At 69.5% G+C, this 23,159-nt stretch carries 19 protein-coding genes and 1 tRNA gene; 14 read left to right on the top strand and 6 right to left on the bottom strand.

Going from position 1 to position 23,159, the window contains the following annotated elements:
- The first annotated feature begins 212 nt into the window (after nt 1-212).
- Nucleotides 213-2,855 (top strand): alpha-glucan family phosphorylase, encoded by a 2,643-nt coding sequence (gene glgP / locus QGN31_RS18550; protein WP_009955335.1) that lies wholly within the window; start codon nt 213-215, stop codon nt 2,853-2,855.
- Between the two features lie 9 nt (nt 2,856-2,864).
- On the opposite strand, the gene QGN31_RS18545 is transcribed toward glgP, so the two are convergent.
- Both QGN31_RS18545 and QGN31_RS18540 read right to left on the bottom strand, forming a co-directional pair.
- Nucleotides 2,865-4,892, bottom strand: a complete 2,028-nt coding sequence (locus QGN31_RS18545) for an ATP-dependent DNA helicase (protein ID WP_014384084.1) — start codon at nt 4,890-4,892, stop codon at nt 2,865-2,867.
- An 8-nt stretch (nt 4,893-4,900) separates the two neighbouring features.
- Nucleotides 4,901-6,208 carry a nicotinate phosphoribosyltransferase gene (locus QGN31_RS18540; RefSeq protein WP_014941511.1) on the bottom strand — a complete coding sequence of 436 codons (1,308 nt, stop codon included), beginning with the start codon at nt 6,206-6,208 and terminating at the stop codon, nt 4,901-4,903.
- 66 nt (nt 6,209-6,274) lie between these two features.
- On the opposite strand from QGN31_RS18540, the gene clpS reads away from it, so the two are divergent.
- The 8 genes from clpS to rdgB all read left to right on the top strand — a co-directional run bounded on the left by clpS (nt 6,275) and on the right by rdgB (nt 12,095).
- Nucleotides 6,275-6,580: an ATP-dependent Clp protease adapter ClpS gene (gene clpS / locus QGN31_RS18535; RefSeq protein WP_026071508.1), complete on the top strand. Its 306-nt coding sequence runs from the start codon at nt 6,275-6,277 to the stop codon at nt 6,578-6,580.
- Between the two features lie 24 nt (nt 6,581-6,604).
- Entirely contained in the window at nt 6,605-7,186 is a 582-nt protein-coding gene (gene aosR / locus QGN31_RS18530) for an oxidative stress transcriptional regulator AosR (protein WP_014941512.1), read from the top strand.
- A gap of 5 nt (nt 7,187-7,191) precedes the next feature.
- Nucleotides 7,192-8,247 (top strand): P1 family peptidase, encoded by a 1,056-nt coding sequence (locus QGN31_RS18525; protein ID WP_043955644.1) that lies wholly within the window; start codon nt 7,192-7,194, stop codon nt 8,245-8,247.
- 60 nt (nt 8,248-8,307) lie between these two features.
- Nucleotides 8,308-8,979: a rhomboid family intramembrane serine protease gene (locus tag QGN31_RS18520; protein WP_043954610.1), complete on the top strand. Its 672-nt coding sequence runs from the start codon at nt 8,308-8,310 to the stop codon at nt 8,977-8,979.
- A complete protein-coding gene (gene murI, locus QGN31_RS18515) occupies nt 8,976-9,791 on the top strand; it encodes a glutamate racemase (protein WP_014941515.1) in 816 nt (271 codons plus the stop codon). The genes QGN31_RS18520 and murI overlap by 4 nt, the downstream gene beginning before the upstream one ends.
- A 72-nt stretch (nt 9,792-9,863) precedes the next feature.
- Nucleotides 9,864-10,646, top strand: a complete 783-nt coding sequence (locus QGN31_RS18510) for a cyclic nucleotide-degrading phosphodiesterase (protein WP_008254889.1) — start codon at nt 9,864-9,866, stop codon at nt 10,644-10,646.
- 22 nt (nt 10,647-10,668) lie between these two features.
- On the top strand, nt 10,669-11,448 hold the full coding sequence (gene rph, locus QGN31_RS18505) for a ribonuclease PH (protein ID WP_008254891.1): 780 nt from the start codon (nt 10,669-10,671) through the stop codon (nt 11,446-11,448).
- A gap of 29 nt (nt 11,449-11,477) precedes the next feature.
- The gene (gene rdgB, locus QGN31_RS18500) at nt 11,478-12,095 is read left to right on the top strand and encodes an RdgB/HAM1 family non-canonical purine NTP pyrophosphatase (RefSeq protein ID WP_014941516.1); all 618 of its coding nucleotides are present in this window, start codon (nt 11,478-11,480) and stop codon (nt 12,093-12,095) included.
- A gap of 167 nt (nt 12,096-12,262) precedes the next feature.
- Here the strand turns inward: rdgB and QGN31_RS18495 are convergent, their stop codons facing one another.
- Nucleotides 12,263-12,613, bottom strand: coding sequence for a DUF3817 domain-containing protein (locus tag QGN31_RS18495; RefSeq protein WP_009952852.1), 351 nt, complete (start codon nt 12,611-12,613; stop codon nt 12,263-12,265).
- Nucleotides 12,610-12,990: a hypothetical protein gene (locus tag QGN31_RS18490; RefSeq protein ID WP_043954613.1), complete on the bottom strand. Its 381-nt coding sequence runs from the start codon at nt 12,988-12,990 to the stop codon at nt 12,610-12,612. Before QGN31_RS18490 ends, QGN31_RS18495 begins: the two co-directional genes overlap by 4 nt.
- 79 nt (nt 12,991-13,069) lie before the next feature.
- Between QGN31_RS18490 and QGN31_RS18485 the strand changes: the two genes are divergently transcribed.
- Together QGN31_RS18485 and QGN31_RS18480 are read left to right on the top strand one after the other, a co-directional pair.
- A tRNA-Leu gene (locus tag QGN31_RS18485) sits at nt 13,070-13,153 on the top strand.
- Nucleotides 13,154-13,245: 92 nt separating this feature from the next.
- Entirely contained in the window at nt 13,246-13,575 is a 330-nt protein-coding gene (locus tag QGN31_RS18480; protein WP_009952855.1) for a hypothetical protein, read from the top strand.
- Between the two features lie 7 nt (nt 13,576-13,582).
- On the opposite strand, the gene QGN31_RS18475 is transcribed toward QGN31_RS18480, so the two are convergent.
- Nucleotides 13,583-14,008, bottom strand: a complete 426-nt coding sequence (locus QGN31_RS18475) for a thiol-disulfide oxidoreductase DCC family protein (protein WP_014941518.1) — start codon at nt 14,006-14,008, stop codon at nt 13,583-13,585.
- A 272-nt stretch (nt 14,009-14,280) separates the two neighbouring features.
- Here QGN31_RS18475 and QGN31_RS18470 point away from each other — a divergent pair, with 272 nt between their 5' ends.
- The 3 genes from QGN31_RS18470 to QGN31_RS18460 all read left to right on the top strand — a co-directional run bounded on the left by QGN31_RS18470 (nt 14,281) and on the right by QGN31_RS18460 (nt 19,808).
- On the top strand, nt 14,281-16,896 hold the full coding sequence (locus tag QGN31_RS18470) for an ABC transporter ATP-binding protein/permease (protein WP_043955645.1): 2,616 nt from the start codon (nt 14,281-14,283) through the stop codon (nt 16,894-16,896).
- On the top strand, nt 16,893-18,638 hold the full coding sequence (locus QGN31_RS18465) for an ABC transporter ATP-binding protein (RefSeq protein ID WP_014941520.1): 1,746 nt from the start codon (nt 16,893-16,895) through the stop codon (nt 18,636-18,638). The genes QGN31_RS18470 and QGN31_RS18465 overlap by 4 nt, the downstream gene beginning before the upstream one ends.
- Before the next feature lie 87 nt (nt 18,639-18,725).
- A complete protein-coding gene (locus tag QGN31_RS18460) occupies nt 18,726-19,808 on the top strand; it encodes a phosphotransferase family protein (protein ID WP_043954615.1) in 1,083 nt (360 codons plus the stop codon).
- On the opposite strand, the gene QGN31_RS18455 is transcribed toward QGN31_RS18460, so the two are convergent.
- Nucleotides 19,794-23,054 (bottom strand): helix-turn-helix transcriptional regulator, encoded by a 3,261-nt coding sequence (locus QGN31_RS18455; RefSeq protein ID WP_043955646.1) that lies wholly within the window; start codon nt 23,052-23,054, stop codon nt 19,794-19,796. The two genes, QGN31_RS18460 and QGN31_RS18455, sit on opposite strands and share 15 nt — an antisense overlap.
- Nucleotides 23,055-23,159: the final 105 nt, after the last annotated feature.

The raw sequence follows: 23,159 nt of genomic DNA, 5'->3' as shown, positions 1-23,159 counted from the left end.
CGGCCAGTCCGGGGTGTGCTCCGCGCGGAACGCCGCTCGTCGGGAAACTTCCTGTCGTGGGGAACTTTCTGTGCGGGGAAGCATCGTTGCGACCCCGATAACTAACCGATACCCACCCTAGTCTTCGGTCACACCCCGCCACGGAAAGCGAACGAAAAGCGGTCTTTCGCGCCGCCGTGCGCGGGCCGGAATCCTCAGTAAGGTAGGGACGCGTGAAAGCCCTCCGCCGGTTTACCGTCCGTGCTCACCTTCCCGAGCGTTTGACCGCGCTGGACCAGCTCTCGACCAACTTGCGATGGTCATGGGACACGCCGACCCAGGACCTTTTCGCGAGCATCGACCCGGACCTGTGGCAGCGATGCGGCTGCGATCCGGTGGCGTTGCTGGGGGCGGTCAAGCCGGCGCGACTCGACGAATTGGCGATCGACGAGACCTTCCTTCGCCGGCTCGACGAGCTGACCGCCGAATTGAACGATTACCTCAACCGCCCGCTGTGGTACCAGCAACAGCAGGACCACGGCGCCGAAATGCCGGCCGCCATCGCCTACTTCTCGATGGAGTTCGGCATCGCCGAGGTGCTGCCCAACTACTCCGGCGGCTTGGGCATCCTCGCCGGTGACCACCTGAAGTCCGCATCCGATCTGGGCGTGCCGTTGGTCGCGGTGGGGCTCTACTACCGGTCCGGCTACTTCCGGCAGTCGCTGACCGCCGACGGGTGGCAGCACGAGAACTACCCGTCGCTGGACCCGCAGGGGCTGCCGTTGCGGTTGCTGACCGATGCCACCGGCGACCCCGCCCTGGTTGAGCTGATGCTGCCGGACTCCGCGCAGCTGCACGCCCGGATCTGGGTCGCGCAGGTGGGCAGGGTCCCGCTGCTCCTGCTCGATTCCGACGTCCCCGAGAACGAGCACGATCTGCGGGGTGTCACCGACCGCCTGTACGGCGGCGATCAGGAACACCGGATGAGGCAGGAGATCCTGGCCGGCATCGGCGGCGTGCGGGCGATCCGCGCCTACACCGCCATCCACGGCCTGCCCGCGCCCGAGGTGTTCCACATGAACGAGGGGCACGCCGGGTTCCTGGGCGCGGAGCGCATTCGCGAGCTGATGACGGGCGCGGCGTTGGACTTCGACACCGCGCTGGCGGTCGTGCGCTCGAGCACCGTGTTCACCACCCACACCCCGGTGCCCGCGGGCATCGACCGTTTCCCCATCGACATGGTGCGGCTGTACTTCGACGACCATCTTGCCGACGAATCGGCATCCGGCGGCGACGGCACGGCGGCCGACGCGACGAGCGCGCCCGTGTTGCTGCCGGGGGTGCCGACGGCGCGAATCCTGGCGCTCGGCGCCGAGGACGACCCGACGAAATTCAACATGGCGCACATGGGTCTGCGCCTGGCCCAGCGGGCCAACGGGGTCTCGTCGCTGCACGGCCGGGTGAGCCGGGCGATGTTCAACGAGCTGTGGCCCGGATTCGACCCCGGGGAGGTGCCGATCGGGTCGATCACCAACGGGGTGCACGCGCGCACCTGGGCGGCGCCGCAGTGGCTGCAGCTGGGCTACGAGCTGGCCGGGTCGGATTCGTTCAGCGATCCGGGCGTGTGGTTGCGCCTGCAGCAGGTCGATGCGGGTCACCTGTGGTGGATTCGTTCGCAACTGAGGTCCCTGCTGGTCGACGACGTGCGGCGCCGGCTGCGGCGCTCGTGGTTGGAACGCGGCGCCTCAGACGCCGAATTGGGTTGGATAGCAACAGCTTTCGATCCGGAAGTGCTGACCATCGGGTTCGCCCGGCGGGTGCCGACGTACAAGCGGTTGACGCTGATGCTGCACGATCCGGATCGGCTGGAGCAGCTGCTGCTGGACAGCGAACGGCCGATCCAGCTGATCGTCGCCGGTAAGTCGCACCCGGCGGACGACGGCGGCAAGGCCTTGATCCAGCAGGTGGTGCGTTTTGCCGACCGGCCGCAGGTGCGCCACCGCATCGCGTTCTTGCCCGACTACGACATGTCCATGGCCAGGCTGCTCTATTGGGGCTGCGACGTCTGGTTGAACAACCCGCTGCGCCCGTTGGAGGCCTGCGGCACCTCGGGAATGAAGAGCGCACTCAACGGCGGGCTGAACCTGTCCATCCGCGATGGCTGGTGGGATGAATGGTACGACGGCGAAAACGGTTGGGAGATACCGTCTGCCGACGGCGTGGCCGACGCGGAGCGCCGCGACGACCTGGAATCCAGCGCGCTGTATCGGCTGCTGGAAGAAGCCGTGGCACCGAAGTTCTACGAGCGCGACCAGCACGGGGTACCGCCGCGCTGGATCGAAATGGTGCGCCACACCCTGCAGACGCTCGGCCCGAAGGTCCTGGCTTCCCGCATGGTGCGCGACTACGTCGAGCAGTACTACACGCCCGCGGCGCAATCGCTGCGCAAGACGCTCGCGCCCGCCGACGGCGGCGGCGAGTTCGGCGCCGCCCGCGAGCTGGCCGCCTATCGCCGGCGCGCCTACGAGGCCTGGCCGAAGATCGTGATCACCGACGTCGACAGCACCGGCCTGCCGGACAGTCCGGTGCTCGGCTCGAAGCTGACCCTGACTGCCACCGTGCAGCTGGCCGGGCTGGCGCCCGACGAGGTCACGGTCCAGGCGGTGGTCGGCCGCGTCGACGCCGGCGATGCGCTGCTGGAGCCGATTACCGTCGAGATGTCGTACACCGGCACCGCCGAGGGCGGCAACCAGGTGTTCTCGACGACCACACCGCTGCCGCTGGCGGGATCGGTGGGATACACCGTGCGCGTGCTGCCCCGCCATCCGATGCTGGCCGCCAGCAACGAGCTCGGTCTGGTCACCCTGGCCCGGTAGCCGGAACGCTCAGGCGGACAGGCCTTCTTGCGAGTCCTCTGCTGTCCGCAGCCGCTGCAGCGCCTCACGCACCTGCGCCCCGTTGGTGGTCTGCCAGAACGGCGGCAGCGAGGCCCGCAGGTAGCCGCCGTAGCCGGCGGTGACCATGCGCGAGTCGAGCACCGCGACCACCCCGCGGTCGGTCACGCGGCGCAACAGCCGGCCGGAGCCCTGCGCCAGCAGCAGCGCCGCGTGGCTGGCCGCGACGGCCATGAAGCCGTTGCCGCCGCGCGCGGCGACCGCCCGCTGGCGCGCCCCCAGCAGGGGGTCGTCGGGGCGGGGGAACGGGATGCGGTCGATCAGCACCAGCGACAGCGACGGCCCGGGCACATCGACGCCCTGCCACAGCGACAGGGTGCCGAACAGCGAGGTCTGCGGGTCGGCGCTGAACTGCTCGACCAGCGCCGACGTGCTGTCGTCGCCCTGGCACAACACCGGTGTCGACAGCCGTTCGCGCATGGCCTCGGCGGCCGCGCGGGCCGCCCGGATCGACGAGAACAGGCCCAGGGTGCGCCCGTCGGCGGCGGTGATGAGCTCGGCGATCTCGGCCAGCTGCTCGGCCGAGCCGACGCCGTCGCGCCCGGGCGGCGGCAGGTGCGCGGCCACGTACAGGATGCCGGCCTTGGCATGCTGAAACGGCGAGCCGACGTCGAGGCCGCGCCAGCGTGCGTCGCCGCCGTCGTCGCTCGTGGGAGCGGTCAGGCCCCACGCCGCGGCCATGGCGTCGAAGGAGCCGCCGATCGTCAGCGTCGCCGATGTCAACACAACCGTCGAACGCGAGAACACGCGTCGGCGAAGTAGCCCGGCGACCGAGAGCGGGGCCACCCGCAACACCGGGCGCGGTGCACCCCGGTTCTCCTCGTGTTCCAGCCACACCACGTCGGTGCGGTCGGGGATGGCCGGCCCGAACGAGGCGAGCACCCGCGACGCCGTCTCCGAAATCTCACTGAGCGCGGCGACCGCTTCGGCGCGGGCCGCCGCCGCCTTGGCGTCGTTCGTGGTGTCGATCGCCGAACGCGCCGCGGTGGCGACGTCGCGCAGCGCGGTCAGGTACGTCGCCAGGTCCTCGTCGAGGCGGTCGATGCGCCCCGGCGTGCCGTCGTGGATCGCCGCCGCGAAGTTGGCGGTCGTCGCGTCGAGGCGCTGGACCAGTTCCGGGCTCACCAACCTGCCGATCCGCCGCGAGGCGACCCCGAGCGCGGCCGACGTCAACTCCGCGGTGGCCACGGACGTCACCCGGTCCACCAACTCGTGCGCCTCGTCGACCACCAGCAGCGCGTGCTCGGGCAGCACCGCGGATTCGGCGACCGCGTCGATGGCCAGCAGCGCGTGGTTGGTGACCACGACGTCGGCACGGCCGGCCAGGCCCCTGGCCCGCTCGGAGAAGCACTCGGTGCCGAACGGGCAGCGGGCCACCCCGAGGCATTCCCGCGCGGAAACGCTGACCTGAGACCAGGACCGGTCGGGCACGCCCGGCTTCAAATCGTCGCGGTCACCGGATTCGGTGGTCGACGCCCACTCGGTGAGCCGTTGCACGTCGCGGCCCAGGGCGCTGACCGCCATGGGGTTGAAGAGTTCCTCTTGCGGCCGCCCGTCGACGTCGTCACCGTCGGCCGCCCCGCCGTTGTGAATCTTGTTGAGACACAGATAGTTTCGTCGGCCTTTGAGCAGCGCGAACTGCGGGCGGCGCGGCAGCGCGTCGGCCAGCGCATCGATGAGCCGGGGCAGATCGCGATCGACGAGCTGGCGTTGCAGCGCGATGGTGGCCGTCGACACGACGACGGGGGAGTCGTCGTCCAGGGCGTGCACGATCGCGGGCACCAGATAGGCGAGCGACTTGCCGGTGCCGGTGCCGGCCTGTACGACGAGGTGTTCGTCGGTGGCGAAGGCCCGCGCCACCGCGTCGGCCATCTCCTGTTGGCCGCTGCGTTCACTGCCGCCGAGCGCGGCCACGGCGGTGGCCAGCAGCTCGTGCACGGACACGTCGGACGTGGTCACTCCCTTGCTCAGGCGCGGATCTGCGTCGTCGTGACCGCGGGTTCGCCGTGCGACAGGTTCAGCCCCTCCCACGGCAGACTGCGCAGCCCGGAAGCTACCAGCTCGCGCGCCGCGGCGAGGTTCGGTTTGGACACCAGCTCCCCGCCGCGGACCAGCGGGACGGTCAACACCCGGGCCGGTTCATCGACGTCGGGCTGACGACCGGCTGGGTACAGGATCTCCTCGGTGATGGTGCCGGAGCTGCGCGCGGTGCGCAGTGCCTCTTTGTGTCCGCCGTGGGACTCCTTGTGGCTGCTGCGCTTCTGCACCGGCAGGCCGTCCACTTCGACGAGCTTGTACACCATGTTCGCGGTGGGTGCGCCCGAGCCGGTCACCAGCGACGTGCCGACGCCGTAACTGTCCACCGGCTCGGCTGCCAATGCGGCGATGGAGAACTCGTCGAGGTCACCGGAGACCACGATGCGGGTCCCGGTGGCGCCCAGGTCGTCGAGCTGCTGGCGCACCTGGCGGGCCAGCACGCCCAGCTCGCCGGAGTCGATGCGCACGGCACCGAGCCCGGTGCCGGCGGCGGCCACCGCATTGGCCACGCCGGCCGTCACGTCGTAGGTGTCCACCAGCAGGGTGGTGTCGACGCCGAGCGCCTCGACCTGCGCCCGAAAGGCCGCCAATTCGGTCGACTCCGCGGGGGTGTCGGCGCGCGCGTGCAGCATGGTGAACGCGTGCGCGGAGGTGCCCTCGGCCGGTATTCCGTAGCAGCGCTGAGCCTCCAGATTGGAGGACGCGGCGAAGCCGGCGATGTAGGCGGCGCGGGCCGCGGCGACCGCCGCCTGTTCGTGGGTTCGCCGTGACCCCATCTCGATCAGCGGTCGTCCCCTGGCCGCACTCACCATCCGCGCGGCGGCCGACGCGACCGCGGTGTCGTGATTGAAAATTGACAGCGCCAGCGTTTCGAGCACCACGCACTCGGCGAACGTCCCGGTCACCGACAGCACCGGGGATCCGGGGAAGTACAGCTCGCCCTCGGCGTAGCCGTCGATATCGCCGCCGAACCGAAAATCGCGCAAGTACCGCAACGTATCTGGATCGAGGAATTGCCCGAGCGACCGGCAGGCCTCGTCATCGAAGGTGAACTGCGGCAGCGCCTCGAGCAGCCGGCCGGTTCCGGCGACCACGCCGTAACGGCGTCCCTCGGGAAGACGGCGCGCAAAAAGCTCGAAGGTGGTGCGGCGATTGGCTCTGCCGTCCCGCAGCGCCGCCGCCAGCATCGTCAACTCGTACTTGTCGGTCAGCAGCCCGGTGACGACCGAGTCGTTCATTCCATAACGGTATCGGCTGCCCCGCGGGCTCGGAAACGTCGTGCATCCCTCGGTATCGTGTAGGCCATGGTTGTTATGTCAGCGCCCACTAAGCCGGGCACTACAGGACAACGCGAGTCCGCGCCGGTCGAGGTCACGGCGAGTCCCTGGGTCACGATCGTCTGGGATGACCCGGTCAACTTGATGACGTACGTGACATACGTGTTCCAGAAGTTGTTCGGCTACAGCGAGCCGCATGCCACCAAACTGATGCTGCAGGTGCACAACGAAGGAAAGGCCGTGGTGTCCGCCGGTAGCCGGGAGTCCATGGAAGCCGATGTGTCCAAGCTGCACGCCGCCGGTTTGTGGGCGACGCTGCAGCAGGACCGCTGACGATCGAGGCGCTGGCGATTCCCTGTGCGCAAATGGAAGCGCGTCGAGACCGCGGACGGTCCACGTTTCCGGTCGGCCCTGGCGTCCCATGAGGCGGCACTGCTGAAGAACCTCGCCACCGCGATGATCGGTTTACTCGACGAGCGTGAATCCTCTTCGCCGGCAGACGAACTCGAAGAAATCACCGGCATCAAGACCGGCAACGCCGAACCGCCCAAAGACCCCACCCTGCGCCGGCTGCTGCCGGACTTCTACCGAAACGACGACCAGGACACCGCGCCTGCAGATTCCGCGGACAGCCTGAACGCCGCGCTGCGCAGCCTGCACGAGCCGGGCATCGTCGACGCCAAACGCGTTGCGGCACAGCGGTTGCTGAGCACGGTCCCCGAGGACGGCGGCCGGTTCGAGCTGAGCGAGGAAGACGCGAACTGTTGGATTGGGGCGGTCAACGACATCCGGCTGACGTTGGGCGTCAGGCTCGAGGTCGGACCCGAGGGCCCCGAGCGGCTGCCGGCCGATCATCCGCTGGCCGTGCACTTCGACGTCTACCAGTGGCTGACGGTCCTGCAGGAGTACCTGGTGTTGGTGCTGATGGGGTCCCGGTGACCGCGGTGGGCGCGATCACCGACGTCGGAGGGATCCGCGTCGGCCACTACCAGCGATTGGACCCCGACGCCTCGTTGGGCGCGGGCTGGGCGTGCGGCGTCACCGTGGTGCTCCCGCCCCCGGGGACCGTCGGTGCGGTCGATTGCCGCGGCGGGGCGCCCGGAACCCGCGAGACCGATCTGCTCGACCCCGCCAACACGGTGCGGTTCGTGGACGCGGTGCTGCTCGCCGGGGGCAGCGCCTACGGCCTGGCGGCCGCCGACGGCGTCATGCACTGGCTGGAAGAACAGGAACGCGGCGTGGCGATGGGTGGGGGCGTGGTGCCCATCGTGCCGGCAGCGGTGATCTTCGATCTGCCGGTCGGCGGCTGGCAGCGCCGCCCGACGGACGAGTTCGGCTACCTGGCCTGCGCGGCCGCCGTGCAAGAAGGTGCGGCGATGGGCGTGGGCAACGTCGGCGCCGGGGTGGGGGCCCGGGCCGGGGCGCTGAAGGGCGGCGTCGGGACCGCCTCGACGGCGCTGCCGAGCGGTGTGACCGTCGGCGCGCTGGCCGTGGTGAACGCCGCGGGCGAGGTCGCCGACCGGGCGACCGGGTTGCCGTGGATGGCGGACTTGGCCCACGAGTTCGGACTCTCTCCGCCGCCGCCCGAGCAGATCGGCGCCTTCGCCCGGCTGCCGTCCCCGTCGGACCCGCTGGAGGAACCGCTCAACACCGTCATCGCGGTGGTGGCCACCGACGCCGCCCTGAGCCCGGCGGCGTGCCGTCGGGTGGCCATCTCGGCCCACGACGGCCTGGCCCGCAGCATCCGGCCGGCCCACACGCCGGTCGACGGGGACGCGGTGTTCGTCCTGGCCACCGGGGCGGTCGAGGTCGAGCCCCCGTCGCCCAGTTCAAAGCCGGTGCCGGCCGCGTTCTCCCCCGAGACGCGGCTGGTCACCGAGGTCGGCATCGCGGCGGCCGATTGCCTGGCGCGAGCGGTGCTGGGCGGGGTGCTGGCCGCCGACTCGATCGCCGGGATCCCGAGCTACCGCGACGTGCTGCCCGGCGCACTCGGCCGATGAGGAATCCGCCCGCCGCGCCGGTAGCCTGGACGATGCCGGAAACGCGCTGGAAGGGCAGCTATGGGTAAGACCGCTCCGAGGGCACCCGCCGCCCAGGAGAAGAAGCGGTCCACGCCGATGGTGGGCGCCGCCACGATCCTCACCTTCGTCGTGTTGCTCTACTTCGTCGAGCTGGTCGACCAGATGACCCGGCACTCGCTGGATGCCAACGGCATCCGGCCCCTCGAGCTCGACGGCCTGTGGGGCATCGTCTTCTCCCCGCTCTTGCACGCGAGCTGGGAGCACCTGATGGCCAACACGGTGCCGCTGCTCGTGCTGGGTTTCCTCATGACGCTGGCGGGGCTGTCCCGGTTCGTGTGGGCGACCGCCATCGTATGGATCCTCGGTGGTTTGGGCACCTGGCTCATCGGTGACGTCGGCAGCAGCTGCGGCCCCACCGACCACATCGGGGCTTCCGGCCTGATTTTCGGCTGGCTGGCCTTCTTGCTGGTGTTCGGGATATTCGTGCGCCGGGTGTCCAACATCGTCATCGGGCTGGTCGTGATGTTCGCCTACGGCGGCGTCCTGCTCGGCGCCATGCCGGTGCTCGGACTCTGCGGGGGCGTGTCCTGGCAAGCGCATCTGTGCGGTGCGATCGCCGGCGTCGTGGCCGCCTATTTGTTGTCCGCCCCGGAACGCAAGGCCCGGTCGAAAAGGACGGCCGGCACCGCGTCGCCGCGCCGGAAGACATGAGCGGACCACTGGCGCCCGTCGGGGTCTTCGACTCCGGCGTCGGGGGGCTCACCGTCGCGCGGGCGATCATCGATCAGCTGCCCGACGAGGACATCATCTACGTCGGCGACACCGGCCACGGGCCCTACGGCCCGCTGACGATCCCCGAAGTTCGGGCGCACGCGTTGGCCATCGGCGACGACCTCGTGGGCCGCGGCGTCAAGACGTTGGTCATCGCCTGCAACACGGCATCCGCGGCCTGCCTGCGCGACGCCCGCGAACGCTACGACGTGCCCGTCGTCGAGGTGATCCTGCCCGCGGTGCGCCGCGCGGTCGCGACCACCCGCAACGGACGGATCGGCGTCATCGGCACCCAGGCGACCATCAACTCGCATGCCTATCAGGACGCGTTCGCGGCCGCCCGCGACACCGAGATCACCGCGGTGGCCTGCCCGCGGTTCGTCGACTTCGTCGAGCGCGGCGTGACCAGCGGGCGTCAGGTGCTCGGGTTGGCCGAGGGCTACCTGGAGCCGCTGCAGCGCGCGCAGGTGGACACGCTGGTGCTCGGATGCACGCACTACCCGTTGTTGTCGGGACTCATTCAACTGGCCATGGGTGAGCACGTGACGCTGGTGTCCAGCGCGGAGGAGACCGCCAAAGAGGTGCTGCGGGTGCTCACCGAGCGAGACCTGCTTCGCCCGCATGATGCGCCGCCCGCGACTCGCGTCTTCGAAGCCACCGGCGACCCCGACGCATTCACCAGATTGGCGGCGCGATTCCTCGGTCCCGCCGTGTCCGGAGTTCAGCCCGTTCATCAGGTGCGCGTTGATTGACGACCGGGCGAGATTCTCGTCACACCAAAGCGGCCATGTTTTCGTCATGGCCCTGTCGGGCATGGCACAGTAGTGTCCGTGCGAATAACCGTGCTCGGCTGCTCGGGCAGCGTGGTGGGTCCGGATTCGCCTGCGTCGGGTTATCTGCTCCGGGCACCGGACACTCCGCCATTGGTCATCGACTTCGGCGGGGGTGTTCTCGGCGCACTGCAGCGCTATGCCGACCCCGGTTCCGTGCACGTGCTGTTGTCGCACTTACACGCCGACCACTGCCTGGATTTGCCCGGACTGTTTGTATGGCGGCGCTATCACCCGACGCGCCCGCTCGGTAAGGCGTTGCTGTATGGCCCCGGCGACACCTGGTCGCGGCTGGGCGCGGCGTCCTCACCCTACGGCGGCGAGATCGACGACTGCTCGGACATCTTCGACGTTCGTCACTGGGTCGACGGCGAGCCGGTGACGATCGGTGAGCTGACGGTGACGCCGCGGGTAGTGGCCCACCCGACCGAGTCCTACGGATTGCGGATCACCGATTCCTCCGGCGCGTCGTTTGTCTACAGCGGTGACACCGGTGTCTGCGATCAGCTCGTCGAGCTGGCCCGCGGCGCCGACGTTTTTCTATGCGAGGCGTCTTGGACGCATTCGGCGGACCGGCCGCCCGCGCTGCATCTGTCGGGGACCGAGGCCGGCCGGGCCGCGGCCGAGGCCGGCGTTCACGAATTGCTGCTGACGCACATCCCGCCGTGGACCTCGCGGGAGGACGTGATCAGCGAGGCCAAGGCCGAGTTCGATGGTCCCGTGCATGCGGTGGTGTGCGGTGAGACGTTCGATATCCGCCGCTCCGAGAGGGTCTGACACTCCACGTTAGGGTTGCGTCGTGACGAGACGAGAAGACGGCCGCCTCGACGACGAGCTTCGGCCCGTCGTCATCACCCGCGGTTTCACTGACCACCCAGCCGGTTCGGTGCTGATCGAATTCGGCCACACCAAGGTCATGTGCACCGCCAGCGTGACCGAGGGTGTGCCGCGCTGGCGCAAGGGTTCGGGGCTGGGGTGGCTGACGGCGGAGTACGCGATGTTGCCGTCGGCGACCCACACGCGCTCCGACCGCGAATCGGTGAAGGGGCGGCTGTCGGGGCGCACCCAGGAGATCAGCCGGCTGATCGGACGCTCGCTGCGGGCGTGCATCGACCTGGCGGCGTTGGGGGAGAACACAATTGCCGTCGATTGTGACGTGTTGCAGGCCGACGGGGGAACCCGCACCGCGGCCATCACGGGCGCATTCGTGGCGCTCGCCGATGCGGTGACGTATCTCGGGGCGGCGGGCAAGCTGTCGGATCCGCGCCCGTTGTCGTGCGCCATCGCGGCGGTCAGCGTCGGAGTGGTCGACGGCAGGGTCCGGGTGGACCTGCCCTATGAGGAGGACGCCCGCGCCGAGGTGGACATGAACGTCGTCGCCACCGATACCGGCACCCTCGTCGAGGTTCAGGGAACCGGTGAGGGCGCGACCTTCCCGCGTTCGACGCTGGACAAGCTGCTCGACGTGGCGCTGGCCGCCTGCGACAAGTTGTTCGCCGCCCAGCGCGAGGCGTTGGCGCAGCCATACCCCGGTGAGCTCCCCGAGGGGGCTCCGGCGCCGAAGGCGTTCGGCAGCTGACCGTGCCTGATGGTGACGACCCGCCGCGCTTGCACTCGTCACGCCTGCTGGTCGCCAGCCGCAACCCGAAGAAGCTGGCCGAGCTGCGCCGGGTGCTCGACGCCGCCGGTCTGACGGGCTTGACGTTGGTGTCGCTCGACGACGTCGCCCCGTTCGAGGAAGCGCCGGAGACGGGCGCGACCTTCGAGGAGAACGCGTTGGCCAAGGCGCGCGACGCGTTCACCGCGAGCGGGTTGCCAAGCGTGGCAGACGATTCCGGACTAGAGGTGGCCGCGCTCAACGGCATGCCGGGGGTGCTGTCGGCGCGCTGGTCGGGCAACCACGGCGACGACGCCGGCAACACCGCCTTGTTGCTGGCGCAAATGCGCGACGTGCAAGACGAACGGCGCGGCGCGGCGTTCGTGTCCGCCTGCGCGCTGGTGTCGGGGGCGGGCGAGGTCGTCGTCCGGGGCGAATGGCCCGGCAGCATCGCCCGGGAACCGCGCGGCGATGGCGGTTTCGGGTATGACCCCGTGTTCGTGCCCAACGGGTACGAGCGCACGGCGGCCGAGCTCAGCCCGAGCGAGAAGGACGCGGTCTCGCATCGCGGTCGCGCGCTGCAACTGCTGTTGCCGTCGCTTGAAACGCTGGCCCGGTCCGCGGGCTGAATCCCCGGCGTGCGAGGCATTCGCAACATTCGTCACACCAGTCGCGGCGCGGGGTGACAGGCGAAATGCCCACCTCCTAGCGACAACCCGTCGTGCGCGCGCGTTGTCGCTAGGAGGTGGGCATTGCGGGTCCCGTCCCCGGCAGGGACGGGTGTGGCGTATGTGGCTTACAAGCCGAATCGGGCTTTGACGTCCCGGGTTTGGAAGTGCTCGACGATGATCCCCAACAGCGGGATCGTCCCCGACAACAGCACACCGACCGTCTTGCCGATCGGCCAGCGCACCTTGATCGCCAGGTTGAAGGCGGTCAACACGTAGATGAAATACACCCAGCCGTGGACCACTTCGATCCACCGGATCTCGTGGTCGAACGCCAGGTGCGAGACGATCTCGTAGCACAGCGCGATGAGCCACAGACCCGTCGTCCAGGCCATGATCCGGTAGCCGAGCAAGGCGGTGCGGATCTTGTCGACGGGCACGGCGGGCACTGCACCGCCCGGGGTCTCCGGTGTGGTCATGCGGTTGTCCTCTTTTGTTTTTCGGCGTCCTGCGCGGCCAGCTCGGCCAAGTATTTGTTGTACTCCCGCAGCGCCGGGTCATCGGGTGCCTGCGGCGGGGGCGTGGGCCGGTCGGGCAGCAGACCGGCGGGGATCTCCGTCACGGCCTCGGTGCTGCGCGGCGGGGGTGGTGCCTCTTCGTAGCGCACGAATTTGCGGTAGGCGTACACGCAGAACCACGCGAACAGCGGCCACTGCAACGCATAGCCGAGGTTCTGAAACGAGCCGGAGACCGATTGGAACCTGGTCCACTGCCACCAGCCCAGGGCCAGGCAGCCGCACGCCGCGATGATCACCAAAGCGATCAGCGCGGGTCTGCGACGGTGTGTAGTGGACACCCCTTGACCGTACCGCGCGTCAATGCGCGCCCGTCGCGGACAAGTTGGACATATCGCAGGCGATACGATTGCCGGGCGCGCGGGCGTGGCGAAATTGGCAGACGCGATGGTTTTAGGTGCCATTGCTCGAAAGAGCTTGAGGGTTCGAGTCCCTCCGCCCGCACTGGTCAACATTCGAAATGAAATTTTCAGCGGGCTAAGCGTCAAACCCGTCCTGCGGGGTACATCGAACTCACAGGACACAAGGGAGACGCCATGCCCACCGGACGCGAGCCGGCACCACCCGGCGAAAACGCTTTCACCGCAGAAGATGTCGAACTCGCCGAACGCAGAGTGGCCATGGCGCGCGAGCGCGCGGCTCGCGCGGGGCTGTCCGCGGCACGAAGCTTCGAGGAATCCGCGATCCAGCATGAGCGAGTCGCCAAAAGCCAAGACTGGGTCGTCCGACAAGGGGTGCCGCACCGCGACGTGCACCGCGAATCCGCGCTCAAGCACCGCGAAGCCGCGGCCGAGGACCGCAAGCTGGCCGAGCTCAAGCGCAGGGAATCCGAGGCGGACCTGGCGGCCGGCGCCGCCACGGACTGACGCGTTCTCAGTCCTCTACGAAGCGGGCGCGAACCTCCGGAGGCGGCAGCGGACAGCTGTCGTACTTGCCGAAGACCCGATAGCGGATGGCGGCGAACCTGTCGTAGAGCCAGTCGCGCACGGGGGTCGGAACGAGACGGGCGACCGCGAGCGCCTTCCACAGCCCGCCGAGATAATCCGCGACGCGCAACGCGGCGGCTGAGCGGACGGCCACGCGTTCCGAGGGCTGTCCGGGGTCGTCGACGAACACCACCGAGTCGACGTTGCCGATCTCGGGGTGCCGTTCGATGATCGCTTTGGCGAAGACGCTCTGCAGGGCCGCAAAGCGCAGCGGACCTGCGGGGTCGAAGCGAAGGATCGTGCGCACCGCCCGATTGCACACCCCGCAGACACCGTCGTACAGCAGGACCGGGGCTGCCGACTCACCGCTCATGTCTCCCAGGTTACTGACGCCGCGGAAGGTGGGCGGGGCCCCAAGGTTGACCTATGGTAAGGCAACCCTTAGTTTGTGGGGGTAACGTACCAAGTCGTGACCGGGTGGCCGGTGATCCGCGGCGGGGTGCCGCCCGCGCGGGATCGTGGCAGGTGTCGAATTCACAGTTTGTGCGGCCCTCGCCGGCCGCACCGATCCGTGGCCTCGTGGCGGTGATCCCGCCGGATCGTCAGCTCCGCGCCGGCGCGGAGCGCCGCGAGAAAGGACCGCTAATGGCACGCGGATTCCAAGGTGTGATGTTGCGCAGCTTCGGCGCGCGCGATCACACCGCGACGGTCGTCGAAACCGTCCGGATCGCACCGCACTTCGTGCGCGTGCGCATGACGTCGCCCACGCTGTTCGAAGACGTGGACGCCGAACCGGCCGCATGGCTGCGGTTCTGGTTCCCCGATCCGGACGGATCGAAGACCGAGTTTCAGCGCGCCTACACGATTTCGGAAGCCGACGTCGCGGCCGGACGCTTCGCGGTCGACATCGTGCTGCACGAGCCGGCCGGTCCGGCGTCGCAGTGGGCGCGCACCGTGCAGCCCGGCGCCACGATCGCCGTCATGGCACTGATGGGTTCGTCGCGGTTCGATATGCCCGGCGAGCAGCCGGCCGGGTATCTGCTCATCGGCGATTCGGCGTCCATTCCGGGGATGAACGGGATCATCGGCGTCGTCCCGGACGACGTCCCGATCGAGATGTACCTCGAACAGCACGACGACAACGACACGCTGATCCCGATCGCACAGCATCCGCGGCTGCGGCTGCACTGGGTCGCCCGCCGCGACGAGAAATCGCTTGCGGCGGCGATCGAGAGCCGAGATTGGTCCGACTGGTATGCGTGGGCGACGCCGGAGGCCACGACGCTCAAGCAGGTGCGGACCCGGCTGCGCGACGAGTTCGGCTTTCCGAAATCCGAGGTGCACGCCCAGGCGTACTGGAGCGCCGGGCGCGCGATGGGCACCCGCCGCGGTGACGAGCCCGAGGGCTCCGAAAGCGTGGCGCCCACCGTCGCCCCGGAAGAGGTTGCGGCGCAACTGGAGTCGGCTCGGCAGGTTCCCGAGACGGCGCCCGCCCCGGTGTCGCGCGGAAACTGGCGCGCCCAGGCCGCGGGCCGATTGCTCGCGCCGCTGCGCTGGGCGCTGATCCTGTCGGGCCTGTTGCAGGCGGTCATCACGCTGGTGCAGCTGGCGCCGTTCGTGCTGCTGGTCGAACTCGCCCGCCTCCTGGTGTCCGGGGCGCCCGCGTCCCGGCTGTGGAACGTCGGCATCGCCGCGGTGTCGTTGCTGGGCCTGGCGGCGTTGCTGGGCGCGGCCCTCACCCTCTGGCTCCACGTCGTCGACGCGCGATTCGCCCGCGATTTGCGTACGGGATTGTTGCGCAAGCTGTCTCGGCTGCCGCTGGGCTGGTTCACCGCGCGCGGATCGGGTTCCATCAAGCAACTGCTCCAGGACGACACGCTCTCCCTGCACTACCTGGTCACCCATGCCATCCCGGACGCGGTGGCCGCGGCCGTCGCGCCGGTGGCGGTGCTCGTCTATCTGTTCGTGGTCGACTGGCGGGTGGCGCTGGTGTTGTTCGCGCCCGTCCTGGTCTACCTGGTGCTGACCTCGTCCCTGACGATTCAATCGGGCCCGCGCATCCCGCAGTCGCAGCGCTGGGCGGAGACGATGAGCGGCGAGGCCGGCGCCTACCTGGAGGGTCAGCCGGTGATCCGCGTCTTCGGTGGTGCCGCCGCATCGAGTTTCCGGCGCCGCCTGGACGAATACGTCGGCTTCCTGGTCGCCTGGCAGCGCCCACTGGCCGGCAAGAAGACCTTCATGGATCTGGTCACCCGGCCGTCGACCTTCCTGTGGCTCATCGCGACCACCGGCACCCTGCTGGTGGTCGGGGGCCGGATGGATCCGGTCAACCTGTTGCCATTCTTGTTGCTGGGAACCACCTTCGGCGCACGCCTGCTCGGGATCGCCTACGGCCTCGGCGGCATCCGCGCCGGCATGTTGGCCGCCCGGCGCCTGCAGAACACGCTCGACGAAGCCGAACTCGCCGTGCGCGATCACGGCCAAGCCCAGGGGGAGCCGACGAAGGCGGTGGTGTTCGACGACGTCAGTTTCGGCTACCGTCCGGGCGTTCCCGTGATCCACGACGTGTCGCTGACCCTGTGCCCCGGCACGGTCACAGCGCTGGTGGGGCCGTCGGGATCCGGCAAGTCGACGCTGGCCGCGTTGCTGGCACGGTTCCACGATGTCGATCAGGGCTCGATACGCGTTGGGGGACAAGATATCCGGTCGATGACCGCCGACGAGCTGTACGCCCAGGTCGGATTCGTGCTGCAGGAGACGCAGTTGGTGCACGGCACCGTGGCGGAAAACATCGCGCTGGCCGCTCCCGATGCCATCCCGGCGCAGATCGAACGGGCGGCGCGCGAGGCGCAGATCCACGACCGGATCATGCGGCTGCCGGACGGCTACGACACCATGCTGGGCGCCGGGAGCGGCCTGTCCGGCGGGGAGCGCCAGCGCCTCACCATCGCCCGCGCGATCCTGGCCGGCACCGGCGTTCTCATCCTCGACGAGGCCACCGCGTTCGCCGATCCGGAGTCGGAATACCTTGTGCAGCAAGCGCTCAACCGGTTGACACAGGACCGCACCGTGCTCGTGATCGCGCACCGGCTGCACACCATCACCCGGGCCCACCAGATCGTCGTGCTCGACCACGGCCGCGTCGTCGAGCGCGGCACCCACGACGAGTTGCTGGCCGCCGATGGCCGGTATCGGCGCCTGTGGGAGGGCGGCCAGCGCGATGAGGTGGCCGCCGGCGCGGCCGGGGAGGGTGCCCGATGATCCGCACGTGGTTGAGCCTGGTGCCGGCGGATCGGCGCACCCGGGTCGTCGCCTACACGGTGCTGGCGTTGATCTCCGTGGTGGTGCGGGCGGTGGCCACCGTGCTGCTGGTTCCCCTGGTGGGCGCGTTGTTCAGTGAGGCCCCACACCGCGCGATGGTGTGGCTGGGGTGGCTGACCGCCGCCACCGCGCTCGGCTGGGTGATCGACACCGCGACGGCGCGCATCGGCTTCAACTTGGGCTTCGCGGTGCTGGACCACAGCCAGCATGACGTGGCCGACCGACTGCCCGGTGTGCGGCTGGATTGGTTCACCGCCGAGCACACCGCGACGGCGCGGCAGGCGATCGCGGCGACGGGCCCCGAACTCGTCGGCCTCGTCGTCAACCTGCTCACGCCGTTGATCTCGGCCGTGCTGCTGCCGGCCGCCATCGCGGTCGTCCTGCTGCCGGTCTCCTGGCAACTCGGTCTGGCCGCGCTGGGCGGGCTGCCGCTGATGCTGGGCGCGCTGTGGGCGTCGGCGCGCCTGGCGCGTCGCGCCGATTCCACTGCGGCCGAGGCCAACAGCGCGCTCACCGAGCGGATCATCGAGTTCGCCCGGACCCAGCAGGCATTGCGCGCCGCGCGGCGCGTCGAACCGGCCAGGAGCATGGTCGGCGACGCGCTGGCCGCCCAACACGGCGCAACCATGCGGCTGCTCTCCATGCAGGTGCCGGGGCAGCTGCTGTTCAGCCTCGCCAGCCAGCTGGCCCTGATCCTGCTGGCCGGGGCGACCACCGCGCTGACGGTGAACGGAACGCTGTCGGTGGCCGAGGCCATCGCACTGATCGTCGTCATCGTGCGCTACCTCGAGCCGTTCACCACGATCAGCGAGCTGGCGCCGGCGCTGGAGAGCACCCGCGCCACGCTCGACAACATTCGCTCGGTGCTCACCGCGCCGCTGATGAACGCGGGCGCCGCGACGCTGCCGGGCGGCACGGCCCCGCGTATCGAGTTCGACGACGTGACGTTCGGGTACCCAGCTGTCGGTGGCGCCACCGACCTGGTGCTCGACGGGGTGAGTTTCTCGTTGGAGCCGGGAAGCACAACGGCGATCGTCGGACCGTCCGGGTCGGGCAAGAGCACCATCCTGGCGCTGATCGCCGGCTTGCACGAGCCCACGCGCGGCCGGGTGCTGATCGATGGTGTCGACGCGGCGACGCTGGACGCCGAAGCCCGGCGGGCGGCGAGCAGCGTCGTGTTCCAGCATCCCTACCTGTTCCACGGGTCCATCCGCGACAACGTTTTCGCCGGGGACCCCGGCGCCGACGACGACCGGTTCGCGCGCGCGGTGGCGCTCGCCCGCGTCGACGAGCTCGTCGCACGGCTGCCCGACGGCGCCGACACCGTCGTCGGCGAGGCCGGTTCGGCGCTCTCGGGCGGTGAACGCCAGCGGGTCAGCATCGCCCGCGCGTTGCTCAAACCCGCGCCGATACTGCTGGTAGACGAGGCGACCAGCGCACTGGACACCGAGAACGAGGCCGCCGTGGTCGACGCGCTGACCGCCGACCCGCAATCGCGCACCCAGGTGATCGTCGCGCATCGGTTGGCGAGCATCAGCCACGCCGACCGCGTCCTGTTTCTCGACAGCGGCCAGGTGGTCGAGGATGGCACGGTCGACGAATTACTCGCTGCGGGGGGTCGTTTCGACGAATTCTGGCGCCAGCAGCACGAGGCCGCCGAATGGCGCATTCTGGCCGATTAGGTCACCGCTGTTGACCGCAACTCTTGCGGTATGCCTTACAGTTGGTCAGTCGGATCGAGCTGTCCGCGGGCAGGAGGCGTGCTGGGAATGAGTGCTGTGCTGTCGTCGATACCGCGTTACCCCGGCGACGTGACCCCGGCATGGCTGTCGGCCGCGCTCAGTGGCCGCGGCGCGCCCGTCGAGGTCGCCGAGGTGGACGTGGTCGCGATCGGCACGGGACAGACCGGGGCGACCTACCGGGTGAGCGCCCGCTACGCGACGGATCCCGGTGACCTTCCGCAGACCTTCGTGATCAAGCTGCCCGCCCAGGACGACACCGTGCGCGACCGGGTGGTGATCGGCTACCGCAGCGAATGCGCGTTCTACTCCTCGGTGGTGGACCGGGTGCAGGTGCCGACCCCGCGGTGCTTCTACTCCGAGATCAGCGAAGACGCAATGGATTTCGCCCTGCTGCTCGCGGATCAGGCGCCGGCGGTGCAGGGCGATCAGCTCATTGGTTGCGGCGAAGCCGAAGCGCGCCTGGCGGTTAACGCCCTCGCCGGCCTGCACGCGCCGACCTGGTGCGATCCCGCCTGGCTCGATTTCCCCGGCATCGCGTTCGGGCGCCCGGATGAGGCCGGCGCTGCCGGCATGGGCGAAGTGGCGAAGATGAGCGCCGATATCACGCTGGAGAAGCTGGGCGATCGGATGAGCGCCGAAGACCGCGATACCTTCAGCGCGGCAATGGGTGTGATCACACCGTGGCTGCTGTCCGAGTACGACCGGTTCGCCCTGCTGCACGGCGACTACCGGCTGGACAATCTGCTGTTCGACCCGGACCGGACCCGGGTCAGCGTGGTCGACTGGCAGACGCTCGGGGTGGGCCTGCCGACCCGGGATCTCGCGTACTTCACCGCAACCAGCCTCAATTCGCAGCTGCGCGCCGGCATCGAGGAGGCGCTGGTCGCCGACTACCATCGGGCGCTGACGGCCGGCGGTGTCAGCGACTACGACCGCGAAACATGTTGGCGCGATTACCGGCTCGGGGTGCTGCAGGCGCCGCTGATCTCGGCGCTGGGGTTCGCGTTCGCCGCCGCGACCGAGCGTGGCGACGACATGGTGCTGGCCATGCTCAGCCGCGGCTGCCAGGCGATCCGCGAGCTGGGCACGCTGGAGCTAGTCAAGCACTGATCGGCGGGCGGCTTCCTGAGCCAGCTGCATCCGCGACGTGAGCCCGAGTTTCGCGTAGACGTGGGTCAGGTGCGTCTGCACGGTGCGCGGGGAAATGAAGAGGCGTTCGCCGATGTCCTTGTTGCCCAGTCCCTCGGCGACGAGGCGCACGACGTCGCGTTCGGTCGGGGTCAGCGAGTCCCAGCCCGTGGGCGGCCGCTTGCGTTCGCCTCGTCCGCGCCGGGCGTAGGCGATCGCCTCCTCGATGGACAGCGCAGCACCGGCGGCCCACGCGGCGTCGAACTCCTTGTCCGTCAAGGCGTTACGGGTCTGCTCCAATGACGCCTGGTAGTCCGCGTCGTACACCCGGAAGCGGACTATGCCGGTGCGCCGACGGACCGCATCCGCCGCGCCGAAGAGCCGTGCCGCCTCCGGGTGGCTCCCGGCAAGGTGTGCCAACTGGGCGAGGCACTCCAGCAGGTCTGGAACGAATAGGTGCGCCCGCAATTCGACCGCACGGGTCAGCGCGTCGTGGGCGTCGCGTTCGGCCTGGCCCGGTTCGTTTTCCGCCAGCGCCACACGCGCACGGGTCGTCAGCGCCTGCACCATGAACCACCCTGCACCGGACGCGGTGTCCTCCTCGGCGAAGCGACGCGCGGATGTCAGGTCGCCGCGGGCCAGCGCGACCTGCGCCCAGGGCTTCGCGGTGGTGGACGCAAGCGGCCAGTCCCCGAACCGCTCGCGTGCGGCGTCGCCGGCCTCGGTGGCCGCGTCGATATCGCCACCGGCCAGCGCCGCGTAGGCCAGCGACGAGTACACCACGCCCTCCATATACCGGCCGATCTCGGCGGCGCCGTCGAGGGCGTCACCCGCGAGGGCGCGACCTTCGTCCGGCTGTCCGGTGTGCGCCGAAACGTGGCCCAGACGCTCGCGGGCGGACACCTGCCAGATCAGGCCGTGCGTCGCGTCGGCTTCGTTCATCAATTCGCGGAGTCGCGCCGCGGCGCCTGTGACGTCACCGAACACCCATTGCGCAGCGATCAGACACCAACGGCATCCGCGTGAGTAGCCTTGGTCGCCGATCGCGTCCGCGAGGTCGCGCCCCTCGGTCGCTGCCGCCACGGCGGCGGCGGGATCACCCGTGCCGACTGTCGCCGTCAGGGCCTTGCTGTAGAGGATCTGGGCCAGTCTCCACCGGTCACCTATGGCCCGTGCCAAGTCTTCCGCCTCCGACAAATACGGTCGGGCGAGTTCCGCGTTCCACGCGGCGAGGCGACCGCAAGCCGTGAGAGTCCGCACCAGCAACGCCGGATCGTCCAGCTCGCGCGCGATCGCCAGCGAACGCTGCGCTCGCGCAAGGCTTTCCGGGTCGCGCATGTTGTCCAGGAATGCCTTGTCGGCCAGCGCCCTCGCCATCGCTCGGGGCGACACCTCGGCGCCCGGACGCTCGGCGTCCGCTAGACCCGCGTCGAGCCAGTCCGATCCCTCCCTGAGGCCGCCCCGGGTGAGCCACAGCGGCTGCAGCGACGTCGCCAGTTGCAGCGCGCCGTTGGTGTCGGAGTTCTCCCGGCTCCACGCGAAAGCGGCACGCAGGTTGTCGATCTCGGCCTGCGCTCGATCGAGGAGGAGTTCGAGCCTTTCGTCGCCCGGCGCGTCGACAGCCGCCGCCAGATCAGCGTAGTGCTCGCGGTGCCGGTCCCGAATGGCGACGACCTCGGGGCATTCGCCGAGCTTTTCCTGCGCGTACTGGCGGATCGTCTCCAGCAGCCGGTATCGCATGGGGCCGCCGGCAGATTCGGCCGTCACCAGCGACTTGTCAATGAGCAGCGCGAGCACGTCCAGCACCTGGTGAGACGCCAAATCCTGGTCGCAGACCACCTTTCGGCAAGCGTCGAGGTCGAACCCGCCCATGAAAACCCCCAGCCGGCGGAACAGGATCCGCTCGGGCTCGGTCAACAGCGCGTGTGACCAGTCCACCGAGGCGCGCAGCGTCTGCTGGCGGCGCACCGACGTCCGCGACCCGCCCGTCAGCAACCGGAACCGGTCCTGCAGGCCGGCCAGAATCTCGTGCAGCGACAGCGCGCGGACACGCGCCGCCGCCAGCTCGATCGCTAGCGGCATGCCGTCGAGGCGACGGCAGATCTCGTATACCGCGGCCGCGTTGTCGTCGTCGACGGTGAAGCCGGGGCGCGCATTGCTCGCGCGGTCGGCGAACAGCCGCGTGGCGTCGTCGTCGAACGACAGGGACGGTACCCGCCACGTCACCTCGCCGCTCACGCCGATCGGCTCGCGGCTCGTCGCCAGCACCGTCAGTCGCGGGCAACCCCCCAATAGCGCACCGGTAAGTCCCGCACTGGCGTCCAGCACGTGCTCGCAGTTGTCGAGCACCACGAGCATGTGGCGGTCGCCGACGAACTGCAGCAGGCATTTCTCCGGGGATCGCCCCGGCTGATCCGGCAGCCCCAGCGCCCGGGCGGTGGTAATGGGCACCAGGTCGGCGTCGGCGAGGGGAGCCAGGTCCACGTACCAGATTCCGTCGGCGTAGTCGGCGGCGACCGAGGCCGCGATCTGCACCGCCAGCCGGGTCTTGCCCGCACCGCCGGCGCCCGTCAACGTCACGAACCTGTGCTGCGCGAGAAGACCTCGCACCTCGCGCATTTCGGCGTCGCGACCCACAAAGCTGGTCAGTTGTGCGGGAAGGCGCTGAGAGACAACGGATTCGCGGTGTCGAAGGGGCGGAAATTCGTTGCGGAGGTCGGGATGGCACAGCTGCACAACCCGCTCCGGCCGCGGCAAATCCCGCAGCGCGTGGATGCCGAGGTCGTTCAACCACGCCCCGTCGGCGAGCGTGTCGGCAACCAGATCGCCGGTGGTACCCGATAACACCGTTTGGCCGCCATGCGCGAGCTCGCGGAGTCGCGCCGTCCGGTTGATGGCCGGCCCCACGTAGTTGTTCTCGTCGCGCAACTGAACCTCGCCGGTGTGCACCCCGATCCGCAGCCGCAGCGGCGCCAGCGGCGCCCGTTGCAATGCGAGCGCGCACGCCACCGCGTCCGACGCGCGGCTGAAGGCTATGACGAAGCTGTCACCCTCACCCTGCTCGACCGGACGGATTCCGTGATGCGCCCCGACCAACCGGGCGAGTGTTTGGTCCAGCTTCGCGATCGCCGCGGTCATCTCCCGCGGCTGGGAGTCCCATAGCTGCGTCGAACCCTGGACGTCGGCCAGCAGCAGTGTCACGGTGCCGGTCGGCAGGGGCTCGTTCATGCCTTCGCCTACGCCCAGGTCGCTCCATTCCAAGGGTGGCGTGCCCGCCCGAGGATCGATTTTGCTCATGCTAGCCAGCATGGGTTGGCCGCATGCGGCAAAACA

It is taken from the genome of Mycobacterium sp. 2-64 (genome assembly GCF_035918375.1).
GTDB classification, from domain to species: Bacteria; Actinomycetota; Actinomycetes; order Mycobacteriales; family Mycobacteriaceae; genus Mycobacterium; species Mycobacterium intracellulare.
Note: the sequence above shows the minus strand (reverse complement) of the source record. Positions and strands in the feature narration are given on the sequence as shown.

Bases quoted from the DNA above. Each gene is read 5' to 3' on its own strand.
- QGN31_RS18540 (WP_014941511.1), bottom strand. From the start codon at position 6,208: ATGAACGACTCGGTCGTCACCGGGCTGCTGACCGACAAGTACGAGTTG.
- clpS (WP_026071508.1), top strand. From the start codon at position 6,275: ATGGTTGTTATGTCAGCGCCCACTAAGCCGGGCACTACAGGACAACGC.
- QGN31_RS18520 (WP_043954610.1), top strand. From the start codon at position 8,308: ATGGGTAAGACCGCTCCGAGGGCACCCGCCGCCCAGGAGAAGAAGCGG.
- murI (WP_014941515.1), top strand. From the start codon at position 8,976: ATGAGCGGACCACTGGCGCCCGTCGGGGTCTTCGACTCCGGCGTCGGG.
- QGN31_RS18495 (WP_009952852.1), bottom strand. From the start codon at position 12,613: ATGACCACACCGGAGACCCCGGGCGGTGCAGTGCCCGCCGTGCCCGTC.
- QGN31_RS18480 (WP_009952855.1), top strand. From the start codon at position 13,246: ATGCCCACCGGACGCGAGCCGGCACCACCCGGCGAAAACGCTTTCACC.
- QGN31_RS18475 (WP_014941518.1), bottom strand. From the start codon at position 14,008: ATGAGCGGTGAGTCGGCAGCCCCGGTCCTGCTGTACGACGGTGTCTGC.
- QGN31_RS18470 (WP_043955645.1), top strand. From the start codon at position 14,281: ATGGCACGCGGATTCCAAGGTGTGATGTTGCGCAGCTTCGGCGCGCGC.
- QGN31_RS18465 (WP_014941520.1), top strand. From the start codon at position 16,893: ATGATCCGCACGTGGTTGAGCCTGGTGCCGGCGGATCGGCGCACCCGG.
- QGN31_RS18460 (WP_043954615.1), top strand. From the start codon at position 18,726: ATGAGTGCTGTGCTGTCGTCGATACCGCGTTACCCCGGCGACGTGACC.
- QGN31_RS18455 (WP_043955646.1), bottom strand. From the start codon at position 23,054: ATGAACGAGCCCCTGCCGACCGGCACCGTGACACTGCTGCTGGCCGAC.